Origin of the sequence: Paenibacillus sp. FSL H8-0175, from assembly GCF_045040615.1 — a bacterium.
Lineage (GTDB): Bacteria > Bacillota > Bacilli > Paenibacillales > Paenibacillaceae > Paenibacillus_AQ > Paenibacillus_AQ odorifer.
This window is the reverse complement of sequence record NZ_CP150299.1, coordinates 7,083,279-7,098,548: the sequence shown is the minus strand read 5'-3', so window position 1 is coordinate 7,098,548 and position 15,270 is coordinate 7,083,279. Positions and strand designations below refer to the sequence as shown.

The window sequence follows — 15,270 nt, the reverse complement described above, 5'->3', positions numbered from 1 at the left end:
CATGATTAAGCTTATCATTGTAAAATCTTAGTGCATGTGAAGAATAATACGATAAAATATTAAATCGCCATCAATCCAAGCTTATACTCGATGGTCTTTTTTTTATGCCATTTAATCTCCAGTCTACAAATATATCTATTTTTTTTATGTAATAGACATTGTAAATTACCCTGGTCCTATTGTAGAATCAAGAAGTTGTCGAATAATGGTGTAAAATGCCATCCTTGGAACTCACTAGGACGACAGACTCATTGATATTTTTAGAGTAAGAAGGGGGAAGAAACAATGTTATTCCAAGCAGCACGCCGTAAACTCAGTCTGATGATTGTGTTTGCCCTATTATTAAGCACTCTTACGCCACATATGGTGTTTGGTGAGGCCGCGCAGTTCAAAGACATCACAGGCTCTTATGCGCAAAAGGAGATTCAATCATTAACTGAAGCAGGAATAATCTCAGGTTATGAAGATAACTCTTTTAAACCGAAAAAGGCTATGTCACGTGCCGAACTGGCGAAAATCATAGTCCTGTCGTTGGGGCTAGAAGCAAATGCTGATCAAGCCGCACCGTTTAAAGACGTTGCCGCGAACAGTTGGTATCGCGGTTATGTAGGTGCATTGGTAAAGGCAGGCATTACGGAGGGGACATCGGCCACCACCTTCAGTCCTAATGCAAATGTCACCCGTGAGGAGCTGGTCGTGTTTTTCATCCGAGCTTTCGAATTGGATGAAACAGCGAAGAAGCTTCCGGTTGATAGCAAGCTGTCGGATATCTCAGAGGTGTCCGAATGGGCAAAAGCGCAAGTATCCCTTGCCTTCAAAAATGGTTTCATCAACGGGGTCCAAGGCAGTGACGGCACTCTGAAATTCAAACCGAAAGAGCATGCGGAGCGCCAGGCTCTGGCTCGTCTGGCTTATGAGTTCAAAACCAATAAGTCAGTATATGTCGAGAAATCCAAACAGCTTCTGGCTGAAGAGGTTAATAAGGGCAAGAGTCCTGAGGTAACACCGACTGCCACCCCGGCAACAACTGACCGCGGGACATCTGTGACAGCACCGGCGCCGGGAGCTTCAGGTCCGGGAACGCCAGCATCGGCAACCCCAGCACCGGCAACCCCAGCACCGGCAACCCCAGCACCAGTGACACCAACACCAACACCAACACCGACACCGGCACCGACACCGGCAACCCCGGCACCGGCAAATGCTCTCCAGGTTGTGGTGAAGGGGGAGAGTTCAGATGCCATTTATGTGGAAGAGCCAACAGAAGTTATATTCCGCTCATCGATTAATGCGCCAGGAACGGTAATTGCTAGTGTCTATCAAGTAGATGACAGCGGCAAAGTGATTTCGCAAATCATTTCGTTGTACGATGACGGTTTGGAAGCCCATGGAGACAGTCTTGAGGCAGACGGACTGCACAGTGGGAAAGCAGTATTGACTGAAAGTACGGAGGGTTACATAAATCTGCAGGCGTTTGTGGGAGATGTGCCAAGCAGCACAGTTTTTAAATTATCTGTAATGAAGCATCTTACGGATGAACAGCTTGCACAAACGGAAATCATTGAAAATAATACACAGAGTAAGCTTGATCAACTGGCTACTTCATATGGTAATTTGCAAAAAGCAAAGGAAGAAACTGTGGCTTGGCTCCAAACCCAAGCAGAAGTAGAGCATGCTGGGATTTCGGGTGAAGGAGGAAGCATCTGGTATTTGCTGGACAACGGGATTCTAGGGGGGATCTCCGCAGCTCCTGAGAATACAAAAGGGTTAAGCAGCACCGTAGAAGAGGCTGCGTCCAGTGCTGCATTGGCGGCTGAGGCGCTAACGCAAAATGTGGAACAAACCGTAGCCACCATAGGAAGCCAGCGGGTTGCTGTAATTTCTCCGTTCTCCGGCACACTTCCATCTTCGACTGTATATGACGCTGTATATGACAGCTTCGACCAGTCGAGTTACCCTTTCCTTGTGGAAAGAGTAAAGGACACCGCAGCGGGCGTTAATTTCTTTAAAGGGCTGAATCAGTATGGCGTCGTGGTCTTGGATACCCACGGAGATACTTATTATGATGAAATAGTGCTACAGAAGCTCCATAATAAATACGGCATTGATTTCAAATACGCTGGACCGCAAGTTATGTTCCTGACAGGAGAAAAGGCAACGACAGAGAGCAAAAAGACCTATGAGTTGGACTTGAAAAAGGGAAGATTGGCTATTATATCCGGTTATTATGCTATTACACCGTCTTTTATTACAAGGTACAATGATATGCTTCCTGATACCATCGTATATAATGGCAGCTGCCGCAGCGCGTACAACGATTCCATGGCAGATGCCTTCATCAACAATGGTGCTGGTACTTATTATGGATATACCGATTATGTAAAGCTTGCATATGATCAAGCTATTGCTAAATCCGTATTTACCGCTTTAAACGATGACAACATGACAACCGAAAAAGCCTTTCAGGCAGCAGTAGCTGCCCATGGAGCAAACGATGGGTTGGCAGCATTCTTCATGAAAGGAAGCAGCATTGGCACTAAGACCGAAGGGGTCATCAACGGAACCTTTGAAAACGGAACTTGGACCGGCTGGAATGGAAACGGCGATGTTCGGGTGATTTCCAAGCTGGGACCGCTTAAACCGACAGAGGGGAACTACATGGCTATTATCAGCACTGGCCTTGGGTATGAAAACAATGATCAAGGAGGATATGACTACAATTCAGACAGTTATATCGAGCAAAGTTTCATTGTTCCGGCGGGTGCAACAACCCTATCGTTCGATTACAATTTCATTTCTGAGGAGCCTAAGGAATTCGTTGGAAGCAAATTCAATGACACCTTCAGAGCAACGGTAACTTCCAGTGTATACATTAATACGGCTTCCCTCATTACTTCTCACATAAATGGCGGCAATACAGTGACGTCCAGTGTCTATGGTAATGATTCTGTTATTATCGGGGCTGAATCGATTAATGAATCCACGGCCTATTGGATTGAAGAGAACAAAGTAGCGATTGATTTCTACGGCGGGGATCATACAACATACATGACGAATTGGAAGCATGTACAATTTGATGTAAGCCAATTTGCCGGCAAGGGCTCCATTGTCCTTCGGTTCCATGTTTGGGATCAAGGAGATAGTATCTACGATACGGCGGTACTAATCGATAATGTAATATTAAAGTAATCAAAAAACGGCTGGATCAGGGGAACCTGACCAGCCGTTTCTTTTGGAAATAAGCTAATGGGCGTGCGTTTGGATATGGATTCCAAATAAAGTGTGCATATTGCACATAATTTGTGTTATACTTTATTATGTGCAATATGCACATAATATGGGGTGGAAGAAGGGTGTAAATATGAAGGCAGCAATCGTAAAGGTTAAGGGGACGATTCCCGTAATGGGTCATTTTGATTCCCCCGTTGGGACAGAGGGGCTAGTTATAATTAACGTTACGGCCACAGCCTTGAGTCGAGTTAGCAAGTTCCGTTCAATGGGTATGCACTATTCTTCTGAAGATAACTTTCCAATTGTAGCCGGTATCGACGGTGTAGGAACTTTGAAAGATGGGTCTCGTGTTTACTTTGCGCTGCCTACTGCACCATATGGTAGTTTGGCTGAGCAAACAATCGTCAACGAAAAGCTGACTGTCCGTTTACCAGATGGTATTGATGATCTCACTGCTGCCGCTATCGCCAACCCTGCTATGTCGTCATGGGCTGCATTGGTATTTCGAGCTGGTTTTAAATCCGGTCAAACTGTATTGATTAATGGCGCTACTGGTGCATCCGGTAGTTTAGCAGTTCAGATTGCTAAGGGTCTGGGGGCCAAGAAGGTCATTGTAACAGGACGCAACGAATCAAAGTTGCAAGCACTTGAAGCTGATGAGGCCATTGCATTTGATATGACAGCCGACAACGGTCAAAAAATGTTTGAAAACGCCCTAATGCCAGTTATTGCTGAAGGTGTTGATGTTATATTGGATTATCTTTGGGGCGACAGCGCACTCGCCATCATGTCAGCTCTTGCTAAGGCGAAAACGGATCGTTCAACCCGTTTTGTAAGCATTGGAACTTCATCTGGCCAAGAAAGCATTCATTTACCTTCATCTCTTTTACGCTCATCAACAATCGAACTCGTAGGTAGCGGAGATAAGAGTGTTTCCAAAGCTGATATGCTATCCGCTGTTAGAGGTGTCTTTGAAATGGCCGCCGAGGGGAAGATAAAAATTACCACAAAAGAGTTCGCTCTAGAAGATATTGAAGAGGCCTGGAATGCCCCGCTAATGCCTCGTCCTGTTGTAAGGGTGAAATAAAATGGAAAACGATATTTTTAAAGCGCTGATCGATTTAGTTTCCATTATCAATAGGCCAGACCGCGATAAGAAGATGATTGCTAATGCTGGCGTAAATTTGGAGGCAGCAACCTTTCGTGTCTTTGTGGGCATCGTGCATCTCCAACCGACTAGTGTTGGTGATTTGGCCGCCATGATGGGAAAAAACTATTCGAGTGTTAGCCGGCAAATCGATAAGTTAGAAAACGCGGGGTTGGTTCATACGTATCCATCAAGTGCAGATTCCCGCATTCGTGTGTCTGAATTGACGAAAAGCGGGGAGAAAATCAATACAATGATTAGCCTCACCCGTGAACGAATTTTGCATGAAGCTTTGGATGACTGGACTCTGGAGGAAAAAAACAGCTTATTGAATAACTTAAGGCGTTTATTTGAATCGCTGCAAAGATTCGACTAGTTGCAGATTATGACTGTTCACACACAGTTCGATGTTTATTGCGATGGTGGATATTCGGGTAAAAGGAATTACGGATTCAATGGGGAACCATTCTGAAATCGGATTTACGAGGAAGCCACAAAAATGCTAAAACGCTACTGACACAACGTTGTCAGTAGCGTTTTTGTATATTAGGTGTATAGCGAGTAGCGCATTGTTTTGGAGATAGGTGACCTTGCTCATAATCTTATTATAGAGGTGGAATTTATTCATGAGTAATATCAAATGGGAAGTGGATCCGGACCACAGCTCTGTCGAGTTTTCGGTGACGCATTTAATGATTAATAAAATCAAAGGAGTATTTGAGCGTTTCCAGGCTATCTTAAGTTTTGATCCCAACGAGTTAACAACCATGGGTATTCAGGCTTCCGTAGACGCAAATAGTATCACAACTCGCCAAGCGCAACGAGATGAACATTTGAGGGGCGACGATTTCCTTCATGCTGCCAAGTATCCAACCATTGCATTTCAAAGCACCAACTGTGTCTTTGCTGGTGAGCGGCAATATGAACTTACAGGCAATCTAACTCTGCATGGAGTAACCCAATCTGTTACTTTTCATACTGTTTTTGAAGGACTAAACAAGGACCCCCGCGGACGGGAACGTGTAGGATTTCACTCAACAGCCAGTATTGATCGTAATGAATTTGGATTGAAATTCAACTCGCCTCTGGAAACGGGTGGAATTATAGTCGGAAATGAAGTGAGGATCGAGCTTTGTATTGAGGCAATTAAAATAAATTAGTGACCCTAAAGACTATCCTTTTATCGGGATGGTCTTTATTCAAAACTTGCTGTTACAGAAATTGCGCTGAACCGTATTACTAATTAATGTACTCTTGCACCGAGCGGAGAAGCTGCTTGGGCTTTTTTTTATGTGCAGAAATGACTAGAAGATGCCTTGACTAATATTTGCATTAAATGACCGGGAGGATGGCATGCAATTTCAACCAATTTATTATAATGGGGAATTATTTCTACCGAAGATCGAATTAAATATGACACCGAACCAATCGGTTGGCATCATAACGGACTTGAAGCGAAAGCAGCTTTTAATGAATCAATTAGGTGATCATTCCCAATATTATTTATTTCGGGCTGGGCAAAACGAGTATATGCGTTTATCGGTGGAGGAACTAATCACTTTTCTAATCAGAATAACGGAGAGGAATGAGCGTGCCGCTTCGTTGATAGATTATTTTGCTTTAAAGGAAGAACGGAAGGTAAAGATCAAGGATCTAAGCTCATCGAAAAGGATGTACGTGACATTGCTGCGTGTATTTTTTGCGCATCAGCCTACACTTGTACTGGAGGAACCCTATTTTTACTTGGAAGAGCAAGATTGTCGTCAACTCAAACGGATTCTTGATGATCTTTCACAAGAAAAGCAGATCTTAATTTTAACTTCGAATTTAGAGGATGCCCTTATTTCCTGTGATGCCATTTATCGGTTGAACGAATCGGGATTTCATCCATTGGATATTCGGGACTTCGACGAGGATAAGCAGGAAGTACAGAAACAAGACGAGGCCAATATAACCTTGCAGAAGATCTCTACCAAAAGAAATGACAAAGTGATTTTATTTAATCCGCCTGAAATTGATTTTATAGAAAGTGTAGAGGGGTCAATCCTTGTTCATGTGGGCGGTGAAAATTATGACTGTGCGCTAACGCTGACCGAGCTCGAGCAGAGATTATTAAATTTCGGTTTTTTTAGGTGTCACCGATCCTATATTGTTAATCTGCAAAAAGTAAGAGAGATTATTACATGGACGAAAAATAGCTACAGCTTGCGATTAAATACAGGTCAAGATGCCGTGGTTCCGTTATCCCGTTCAAAATTGTCTGAATTAAAAGCTCTTCTTAACATTTAAAGGGTACCATTCAGGCGCTTACAGCTACATTTCGGCGCGTTTTGATGGCAGGAAGCATGTAATCTGTATATGTTTAAGCCATCAACACTAAGGATGTGGAGTTAATGAATGTTATTCGGGTAGAACGTATCCGTAAGAGATTTGGAGAAAAGGATGCGTTAGCAGATGTTTCTTTTTCAATTCCTAAGGGTGAAATTTTTGGTTTCCTTGGCCCGAGTGGCTCAGGCAAAACAACATTAATCAAGATTCTAACGGCACAGTTAAATCCGACAAGTGGACAGGCAAGTGTATTTGACCAGCCGGCGGAAATGATGCAGCAGTCTGCTCAGAAGATGCGTTTTGGCATTTTGACCGATAACAGTGGTCTATATGAGAGGTTAAGTATTGAGGAAAATCTGGAGCTGTATCGTAAGTTATATGATCTTCCCAAATCTGCGGTCGACAAGGTGCTGCAGTTTGTAAACTTAAGCGGGGAGCGCAAAAAGAAAGCCAATCTCTTATCCAAAGGGATGCGTCAGCGTGCCATGCTGGCATGCGCGATTATCCATGAGCCGGAATTATTATTTCTGGATGAACCAACTTCGGCTTTAGATCCGGTAAACACAGCACATATTTATAAAGGCTTACGCTACTTAAATGAGAAAGGAACAACGATTTTTCTGACTACGCATGATATGTCTGAAGCAGAATTGATATGCAACCGTGTAGCGATTCTGTATCAGGGACAAATCCAAACCATAGGCTCACCAAAGGAACTTAAGCGGCAGCACCGGGAGAACGTAATTTGTGTGGACTTAATCAATGGGGAAACCTACGAGCTCCCGATCGATGAGGGGACGGCTGTTCAAATCGCGGATTGGATGAAGCGGGGGCTAATTGACCGGTTAGAGACGAAAGAACCAAGTCTAGGTGATATCTTTATTAAAATGACAGGAAGTGAGTTACTATGAGTATCTCATACAAACGTGCCCGGGCGATATTTGTGAAGGATTACAAAGAGTTTTCACGTAACTACGCGCTGTCCATTATGCTGATTTTTCCTATTATTATCGCTCTGATTTTCAAGAGGGCAGGTGCGTCTTTACCTGGAGCCAGCGGTTTTCTTTTTAATAGTTCGTTTGTATTGCTAACATGTTTCGCACAAGCCTGCTTGATTGCGGAAGAGAAGGAGCGTAACACTTTACGGTCATTAATGATGACACCGGCTACAACCATGGATGTACTAATCGGTAAAAGCAGTTTGGTCTTTGTCATGTCTGCTGTTGTTCTCGCTATTTCCACATTATTATTTGGCTATGAGCCAGCTAATATATGGGCGTTTGTGGCAGTAATCATTCTTTCGATTATTCTGTACACTGCAGCCGGGACGATCTGCGGCTTATTCTCCAAGACGTTGCTTGAAGCCTCATTATCTATACTCCCTGTGGCGTTCATATTTATGGGGGCACCGTGGGGAGAAGTACTAGCGAAGGATTATCCGGTCTTCAAAGTGCTGGATTACATGCCAAGCAGTCAGCTTGTGCATCTGCTGGGTCTAAGCAATACAGGTTATACGACGGGCGATGTATTGAAACCACTCCTCATTAATTTGGTATGGACGGTTGTGCTAACAGTAGTGTCTGTCATTTTGTATCAGCGGCGGTTGAAGGACGAGTAAGGGAGCTCTGAAGGGACTTTAGCCAGCCTTCGGTGGGTCTTTGGTAGGGTTGAAACAAGCGGCCGACTGAGACTATACGACGATTATTTTCCAATTGAGGCTGTGATGTTGTCATGACGGGGCCTGCCGGGTAATAAAGATGATTAGAACTTTCAAATTTGGCTGATTTTGGATTGGGAGCCAAGGAAACGGGGGGAAAGATCATGGCGGCACAGACAGTATCAGGCATCAGCTCCGTGCAGACCATTGCGGCCTACGGCGGTACACAGAGTGATGTCAGTTCTCTGGAGAAACAGCGAAACCGGTTGATGATGGAACTGGATAAAGTGAATGCGGCACAAGGAAGTGAGATGCAGACGCCTTATCGCCGGGAGCAGCTGCAGCGGCAAATCCGGCTGCTGGAGTCCCAACTGGTACAGAAAAGCGGGAGCAGCACCTCCGTAAATTTTGTGCCGGCTTCTCCGCTTCAGGATCACCTCCCCCTTTGGGGAAATGAAGGAAAGGGAGGCCTTAAAGGCATCGGCCTGACTGATCCCCGGACGGCGACGGTGGACGCGGAGGGTCATTTCGACGCGTTAATTTAGGCAAGCGAGCGAAGGTCCGGAAAGCGTCAGGTGATGAACTGACGGCCCATAATCATGAGGCTAGCTAGCCGAGCTTCCACCGAGAAGACCTGCAGCACGGTAGAAACAACAAAATAGGCGAGAGGGAAGCTTCAACACTTCCTCCTCGCCTATTCGTGTTCATGCAGTTGCTTAGGGTTCAACTACTTTATTCTGGTGTTCCTTGGGTTACCCCATGGATATACGAGAGCGTTGGGGAATCGACGGCCCCTTGTCCCGGATTATAGGTGAAGGAGTACTCGATGGTATCCCCGTGTTGCAGGTGATTTACAGGGTAGGTATAGTTACCGTCCCCTGCCGGGGTCATGGCTACGTTTAGCTGCCCACCATTATTTAGCTTATAGTGTAAGTCGGCAAAGGTTGCGCCGTTCACATAGAACAGCAGGTCGTCGCCTATTTTCTTCAGACCCCGCACCTCATCGCCGACGATGATAACATCGGATGATGATGCCGGTACAACAGTGATGGTGGAGAGGGCTGTTTTATTGCCGTCGGCTGTTGTAGCCGTTACGGTTGTTGTGCCTGGAGTGAGTCCCGTCACGAGACCGTTCGGATTCACGGAAGCGACGCTGGTACCTGATACGGTCCAAGTGACCTGCTTATTGGTTGCATTAGACGGGGCAATATTGGCGTTCAACTGCACAGTCTGTCCGACCTCCACCTGCGCAGTAGTTTGATTCAGAGAAATACCGGTAACCGGTACGTTTACCGGATTCTCGCTGTTGCCTTCTTTATAGACACGAACATAATCTACTTGCATTGTTGCAGGAATATCGGACGGATCTGGGGTATTTCCGCTGTCGAAGTGCCCGCCGATCGCCAGATTCATAATGATGTAGAAGGGTTGATCGAATGGGGCATTCGGATTGTTAGGTGCAGCTACGGAATACCATTGATCTCTACTGACTTTAAAGAAGAACTTGCCGTCCACATACCATTTCATATTATCTTCTTCCCAGATCATGGAGTACACATGATAATCATTGGCGAAGGTCTGGCCTTCAGGGAAGTGATATTCACCAGCAATATATCTGTTTACAGGCCATTGTCCGCCAAAGTGTATGGCCCCGCTGGTCGTGCCGGGCAAGCGTCCTTTGGCTTCCATAATATCAATTTCTCCGGATGCGGCCCACGCTCCATAAGCGGCATCTTCCGGAAGCATCCAAAGTGCTGGCCAAACGCCGTTACCTGTAGGCAGCTTAGCACGAATATCTACTCTGCCGTACTGGAAGGACAAGTGATCTTTGGTGTTAATCTTGCCGGATGAGTACTGGGCATACCGGCTTGGGTCCTGTGGAAAGGATTTTGAATCGTTCAAAGCTCTGATATTCAGCTTTCCGTCCTGTACAAATACATTTTGTGTACTGTCTGTATAGTGCTGCAGTTCCGCGTTGCCCCAGCCCCAGCTATTCGGATCGTCAGTAATATAATAACCTTGTTCGTAGCTCCATTTGCTCGTATCGAGTGCTGTTCCGTTAAATTCATCCTGCCAAATGAGATTCATGCCCTCTATCGCCGGGTCGTTTGGTGTTCCGATGGCAATGTCATCATGATCGGATACATCCGGACGTGGGGCATCTGGATTACCGATAAAGGTATAGTTGACGTAATTGTTGCCGACACTTCCGCCCGCCTGTCCATTTAATGGATAGCCAATACGGATTTGCACATCCTCTTGGACAGGCTGGAACCAAAGCCCATAGATGTAGTCAGCCCAATAGCCCCACTGGTTGGCATCGGACATGTTGTTATAGCCATTGCCGGCGTATACAAATCCGCTCTGGCTGGAATCACTCATAGCAACCCATTGTCCGTTGATGTTAATTTGGTATACGTAATTTCCTAGCTCAGTGCCTATTGGAGCGCCCCCATCAATCTTAGGTAGCGGTACACCTATTACACCTTTTGCATCTGCGGTAAAGGTCGTTCCCTCATAAGGAGTTAAGACATATGAATTTCTTACCGGTTTATTAAAGGTGAGGGTATAAACGACGTTAGCCGTTGAGGTTTTCGATTCTAACTTGACGTTGATAGACTCTGTCACGGTGAACCAGTAGCCGCCGCCGCCTTCGGTGAATTGTCCGAAGTTGTTATCATAGATCCAGCCGCTGGCTGCATTATTGTCAATATCAATCCATGTACTGCTGCTTACAGGTTTTACATATACCTTCAGATCTTCAGCTACGGCTTCATAGGTAACGGCCGGATCATTGTTGAAGGTAGGATAAGTAAAGCCTGCACTTCCTGTAAATCCTGCTGTAATCTGCGGCCCTTGTGTAGGGGCCATAGCAGTAATGGTTGTTTTGTTTATGTTTTGAAATACCAGGGTGTACTCAAGTGTAACTCCATTAGCCTTGGAGAATAGCTGAATCTCCGTTGTTGTGGAGAGAGTGAACCAATAGCCATTCAAGCCACCGTCGCTCCAGTGTCCCCAATTTTGGTTGTAGGTATAGCCGCCTGCATTGTCAATATCCACCCAGTTTCCAGCAACTTTTACTTTTACACCGACGTCATCGGAAACATCATTCCAGGTGGCAGAGCCCCCATTAAATGTAGGCATGACGAAACCATAGCTAGCTTGCCCAACCCCTGATTTTGAGATGACAGGACCGTCTGCTGCTGAAAAGTAAGACATAGAGGTAACTGTGGTTCCTGCTGCCTGCACCTTTGAAGTCGGCAATAGGCCAACCCCAGCTAACAGTACTACTGTTAAGAACAAACTAAATACCTTCTGCTTAAAACCACTCTCCGTATTGTAAAGTCGTTTCATACTTGCCCTCCTTTAATAAAATAATGAAGAAACGAAACCGCTTACATTTAGGGACATCTCTATTCTATCGAATATAATAATCAGCTAAAAGGTACAATTATTTTTGTTCTAACCCAATTTTTTGGCTTTTGATTATTTATAGCGCTGTGTCACGGTACTTTTCCCCGCTGTCGTGCTTCCGGCGCATCATTTGCCGATATTCTGTGGGCTGCATATCCATGACATCCCGAAAGGATCGTGTAAAACTTTTGTAGCTTTCATACCCTACCATGGTGGCTACCTCTACAATTTTATGATCGGTTTCGGCCAGTAGCCGCCGGGCTTTATCCAGGCGCACATCGCGCAAGTATTCTGCAAAGCCTTTGCCGATATTTTTTTTGAACAGGTTAGAAAAATAGGCATAATTAAGCGACACGTGATTCGATACCATCGCGAGATCCAGGGGTTTATGATAGCTTTCGTGTATAAAGCGTATGGCTTCATTCAAATCTTGCGAGTTGCGATAGCTGCACTTATATTCATAATAAAATTGGTTCAGCCGAAGCAGCTGTTGTTGCAGCGCCTGAATATAATCGCGAATACCCGGATAATCGAATAGATTACGTAAACATTCGATGTCCAGCGCTTCTTCCCCCATGTACGGGCGGATCACACGCACAGATTCCTCCAGCATCTGTACAATGGCACGGCATAGCTGCTGTGTGTATTGGATGTGATAGCGTTGCAATGTATCTTTGTGAAATATTATAGAAATGCCTTGGGTGATTGTACCGCTGTTTTTGGTGCCGATTAACTGGAACAGGGCATATAACTCCTCATAGGGAAGCTCCCACTGCTGCTCCAGTCGCTCAATATGTGTTGGCAAGATGCAGCTCTTCTCTGGAAACAGGTAACTGTGGCGATAGAGCTCCAACGCTTGTGTATAGCTGCGGGGCAACTCCTTCAATCCTTGCTGCGGGCTGGTCATGGCAGTAATGGCATCTATCTGTTCTGCCTTGAGGGCGGCCGGGAAGGCTCCCGTTTCTACGACCGCATCAACCGCGAGAATCAGGTACGGGCGGTGTTGCAGGCATATACACCCTCGTCTGCCATACACACGGTAGGCAAGGGATTCCATGCTGTGGCTACTGTCAGCCCCCGGTTGGTTAATCCATAATTCCTCCCGCAGCAGACACAGGCGGTAATTACTCCATAACTCTGGATTCTGTTGCTGGGTCTGGGGAACCCACGCCTCATCAATCATTGCACCCTGCATAAACATACTCAGTTCTTTGCGGTCTGTCTCCCGGGCGCGGCGGGAGATATGCTCCATATTACGCGAGAGCGTCTGCCGTGTTTTTATCTCATTTGCTACATGTTCTACTGCGGTTTGCAGATCTTCACGTTTCACAGGTTTGAGCAGGTAGCCCTTTGCTCCAAGTTCGATGGCCTTTTGAGCATAGACAAAATCACTATAGCCGCTAATAATCAGATAATCTACCTCGATGTGCTTCTGTTTGCTCTGCGCCATCAGCGTCAGTCCATCCATATCGGGCATCCTGATATCAGTAATCACCAGTTGGATATTGTGCTGACTCAATATACCCAAGGCCTCAATTCCGTTTACGGCACAGTAAATATTGTCCAGCTGCAGCGGAAATTGGCGCAGCATAGCCTGTAGTCCATCACGAATGTGCTTTTGATCGTCCACAATTAAAATATTGATCATGCCCTACCATCCTCCCAGATTCACATTTTCCCAAGGTAAACGTATGGTTACACAAGTATAGGCGCCCTGCACACTGTCAATCCAAAGACCGCAGTCCTTACCATAATGAAGCTGTATGCGCTTATGCACGTTCTCCAAGCCCAGTCCGTTTTTGCTGGTAACAATCGGTGAATCTGAGTCGCCCCGCAGCACAGCCTGCAGACTGGACAGCATTTCCGGGTCAACACCTGCGCCATTATCTCGTATCTCAATTAACAGAAGGCTGTCATTTTCTACCGATACGGTAATTTGGATACGTACGCTGCCGCCCGAGGGCGCTGCATGATGAACGGCATTTTCGACGATGGGCTGCATGCACATTTTAGGAATTGTATAACGCAGTACCTCCTGCGGGAGATCGGCCGTCAACTCAATGCTGCCATCCTCCATAAAGTTTATGAATCGGACATAGCTGTGTATGTTGGCAAGTTCTTCGCTAAGCGCAACCGTATCGCTGCGCCATTGCATGCTGTATCGCAGTTGTGAGCCTAAAGACACCAACGCTTCCGCGATAGCCGGCTGTCGCTGAACCTCCGCGAGCATACGGATGGATTCCAGCGCGTTATATAAAAAGTGTGAATTGATCTGCGAATGTAGCGAGTGCAGCTGTGCATTTTTGGCGATCAGCTGCTTATCTACCACTTGGGTCATCAGATGTTTGATTTCGTCCAACATATTATTGTAGCTGACGGCCACCTCGTCGATTTCGTCACCGGTTTCGTTTTTATCCAGGCCGGTATCAATTTTCGCATCCAGTTGGCCTTGCCGCACCTTGCGCATAGAAACCAGCACCCTGTCGAGCCGGCGGAAAATGCGCCGAGTGGTATGTGAAACGAGCAGTAACATCAGCAGCAATATACATAATGTGATCGCTACTACGAGCAAATACCAGCTTCGTGGGCCTTTCATCAGCGCTTGATGAGAGGCAATATCCACTACATAGGCGTTCAGTGGGGCGATGTAGCGATACAACGCGTAGTAAGTATGGTCGCCTACCTTTACCTTAATGGGGCTACTCTGCTGCAGCACATCCAACCGCTGGTGAATGCTGCCTAGAATTTTATCCAATTCTTCACCGGCATTTTGAGAAAAAATATGCTCAGGATTGTATACCGATCGGGAAGAGTCGGCTCCATCCATCACTACAGAAAAGAAATCCCCCCCGCTATCCTCAAGCAGGTCACTGAAAAAGACGCTATGCTGGGCGCGGATTTCCATAATGGTAGGGAGTTTCTGCTGTTGCCCCTGAAGACGTACCAACCGGTAATAGGATAGCGTATGCTCTCCATCTTTAAAAGCAAATAAGCGGTATGCCGCACCGCCTTCCTCACGAAGAGTCACCCAGTAGTCCTTCGGCCATAACTTGTCATAATGGTAGATTTCAGGCCAAATCTCAAATAGGTTTGGATTATCGACATAGAAACTGAGCTCGCTGATCATCTCGTAGCTTTGAATGATATTATGCATTTGCTCAAATTGATTTTGTCTAAATTTTACGAGACGCAGGCCATCCCCGCGCATATTGGAGTGAATAAAATCTACAAATGCCTTTTGATTCAGCGCAGTAGAGGAAGCGTTCTCAATAATGCCCATTTTGCTGCGCAGCTGTTCGTTAATTCTTGAGACATGGCTGCTGCCGGTAGCCATAGCGTCCTTGTATAGCAGACTTTCCTGTGTGCGGATAAATAAAAAGGATACCACAATCGCAGGGATGGCAATCATCATGCTAAAGGCCAAAAACAATTTTTGGGAGATGCGGGAATTACGGTACAGCTTCTTCATTTTAGTCAGCAGATACTTCATTTA

General features: G+C 45.8%; 11 protein-coding genes. 8 read left to right on the top strand and 3 right to left on the bottom strand.

All coding sequences use genetic code 11. From position 1 onward, the window contains the following. The first annotated feature begins 285 nt into the window (after window positions 1-285). The 8 genes from MHH46_RS31490 (at window position 286) to MHH46_RS31455 (ending at window position 8,908) form a co-directional block, all read left to right on the top strand. Window positions 286-3,189, top strand: coding sequence for an S-layer homology domain-containing protein (locus MHH46_RS31490; protein ID WP_076191504.1), 2,904 nt, complete (start codon window positions 286-288; stop codon window positions 3,187-3,189). A 172-nt stretch (window positions 3,190-3,361) separates the two neighbouring features. Beyond that, window positions 3,362-4,318: a zinc-binding alcohol dehydrogenase family protein gene (locus MHH46_RS31485; protein ID WP_076181750.1), complete on the top strand. Its 957-nt coding sequence runs from the start codon at window positions 3,362-3,364 to the stop codon at window positions 4,316-4,318. A gap of 1 nt (window position 4,319) precedes the next feature. Further along, window positions 4,320-4,754, top strand: a complete 435-nt coding sequence (locus tag MHH46_RS31480) for a MarR family winged helix-turn-helix transcriptional regulator (protein WP_076181752.1) — start codon at window positions 4,320-4,322, stop codon at window positions 4,752-4,754. A gap of 250 nt (window positions 4,755-5,004) precedes the next feature. Beyond that, window positions 5,005-5,538, top strand: a complete 534-nt coding sequence (locus tag MHH46_RS31475; RefSeq protein ID WP_076181754.1) for a YceI family protein — start codon at window positions 5,005-5,007, stop codon at window positions 5,536-5,538. Window positions 5,539-5,731: 193 nt separating this feature from the next. Beyond that, window positions 5,732-6,667 (top strand): LytTR family transcriptional regulator DNA-binding domain-containing protein, encoded by a 936-nt coding sequence (locus tag MHH46_RS31470; protein WP_076181756.1) that lies wholly within the window; start codon window positions 5,732-5,734, stop codon window positions 6,665-6,667. A gap of 104 nt (window positions 6,668-6,771) precedes the next feature. After that, complete coding sequence (locus MHH46_RS31465; RefSeq protein WP_076191507.1) at window positions 6,772-7,617, top strand: ABC transporter ATP-binding protein; 846 nt, start codon at window positions 6,772-6,774, stop codon at window positions 7,615-7,617. After that, a complete protein-coding gene (locus tag MHH46_RS31460) occupies window positions 7,614-8,324 on the top strand; it encodes an ABC transporter permease (RefSeq protein ID WP_076191510.1) in 711 nt (236 codons plus the stop codon). Before MHH46_RS31465 ends, MHH46_RS31460 begins: the two co-directional genes overlap by 4 nt. A gap of 203 nt (window positions 8,325-8,527) precedes the next feature. Next, a complete protein-coding gene (locus tag MHH46_RS31455) occupies window positions 8,528-8,908 on the top strand; it encodes a FlxA-like family protein (protein WP_038573907.1) in 381 nt (126 codons plus the stop codon). A 187-nt stretch (window positions 8,909-9,095) separates the two neighbouring features. On the opposite strand, the gene MHH46_RS31450 is transcribed toward MHH46_RS31455, so the two are convergent. From MHH46_RS31450 to MHH46_RS31440, 3 genes are all read right to left on the bottom strand, one after another. Beyond that, window positions 9,096-11,717: a family 16 glycosylhydrolase gene (locus MHH46_RS31450; protein ID WP_076191512.1), complete on the bottom strand. Its 2,622-nt coding sequence runs from the start codon at window positions 11,715-11,717 to the stop codon at window positions 9,096-9,098. A gap of 136 nt (window positions 11,718-11,853) precedes the next feature. Next, window positions 11,854-13,425 carry a response regulator gene (locus MHH46_RS31445; RefSeq protein ID WP_076191515.1) on the bottom strand — a complete coding sequence of 524 codons (1,572 nt, stop codon included), beginning with the start codon at window positions 13,423-13,425 and terminating at the stop codon, window positions 11,854-11,856. A 3-nt stretch (window positions 13,426-13,428) separates the two neighbouring features. Next, window positions 13,429-15,267, bottom strand: a complete 1,839-nt coding sequence (locus MHH46_RS31440; RefSeq protein ID WP_076191518.1) for a sensor histidine kinase — start codon at window positions 15,265-15,267, stop codon at window positions 13,429-13,431. Window positions 15,268-15,270: the final 3 nt, after the last annotated feature.

Coding starts and splice junctions, on each gene's coding strand:
- MHH46_RS31490 (WP_076191504.1), top strand. CDS start 286: ATGTTATTCCAAGCAGCACGCCGTAAACTCAGTCTGATGATTGTGTTT.
- MHH46_RS31485 (WP_076181750.1), top strand. CDS start 3,362: ATGAAGGCAGCAATCGTAAAGGTTAAGGGGACGATTCCCGTAATGGGT.
- MHH46_RS31480 (WP_076181752.1), top strand. CDS start 4,320: ATGGAAAACGATATTTTTAAAGCGCTGATCGATTTAGTTTCCATTATC.
- MHH46_RS31475 (WP_076181754.1), top strand. CDS start 5,005: ATGAGTAATATCAAATGGGAAGTGGATCCGGACCACAGCTCTGTCGAG.
- MHH46_RS31470 (WP_076181756.1), top strand. CDS start 5,732: ATGCAATTTCAACCAATTTATTATAATGGGGAATTATTTCTACCGAAG.
- MHH46_RS31465 (WP_076191507.1), top strand. CDS start 6,772: ATGAATGTTATTCGGGTAGAACGTATCCGTAAGAGATTTGGAGAAAAG.
- MHH46_RS31460 (WP_076191510.1), top strand. CDS start 7,614: ATGAGTATCTCATACAAACGTGCCCGGGCGATATTTGTGAAGGATTAC.
- MHH46_RS31455 (WP_038573907.1), top strand. CDS start 8,528: ATGGCGGCACAGACAGTATCAGGCATCAGCTCCGTGCAGACCATTGCG.
- MHH46_RS31450 (WP_076191512.1), bottom strand. CDS start 11,717: ATGAAACGACTTTACAATACGGAGAGTGGTTTTAAGCAGAAGGTATTT.
- MHH46_RS31445 (WP_076191515.1), bottom strand. CDS start 13,425: ATGATCAATATTTTAATTGTGGACGATCAAAAGCACATTCGTGATGGA.
- MHH46_RS31440 (WP_076191518.1), bottom strand. CDS start 15,267: ATGAAGTATCTGCTGACTAAAATGAAGAAGCTGTACCGTAATTCCCGC.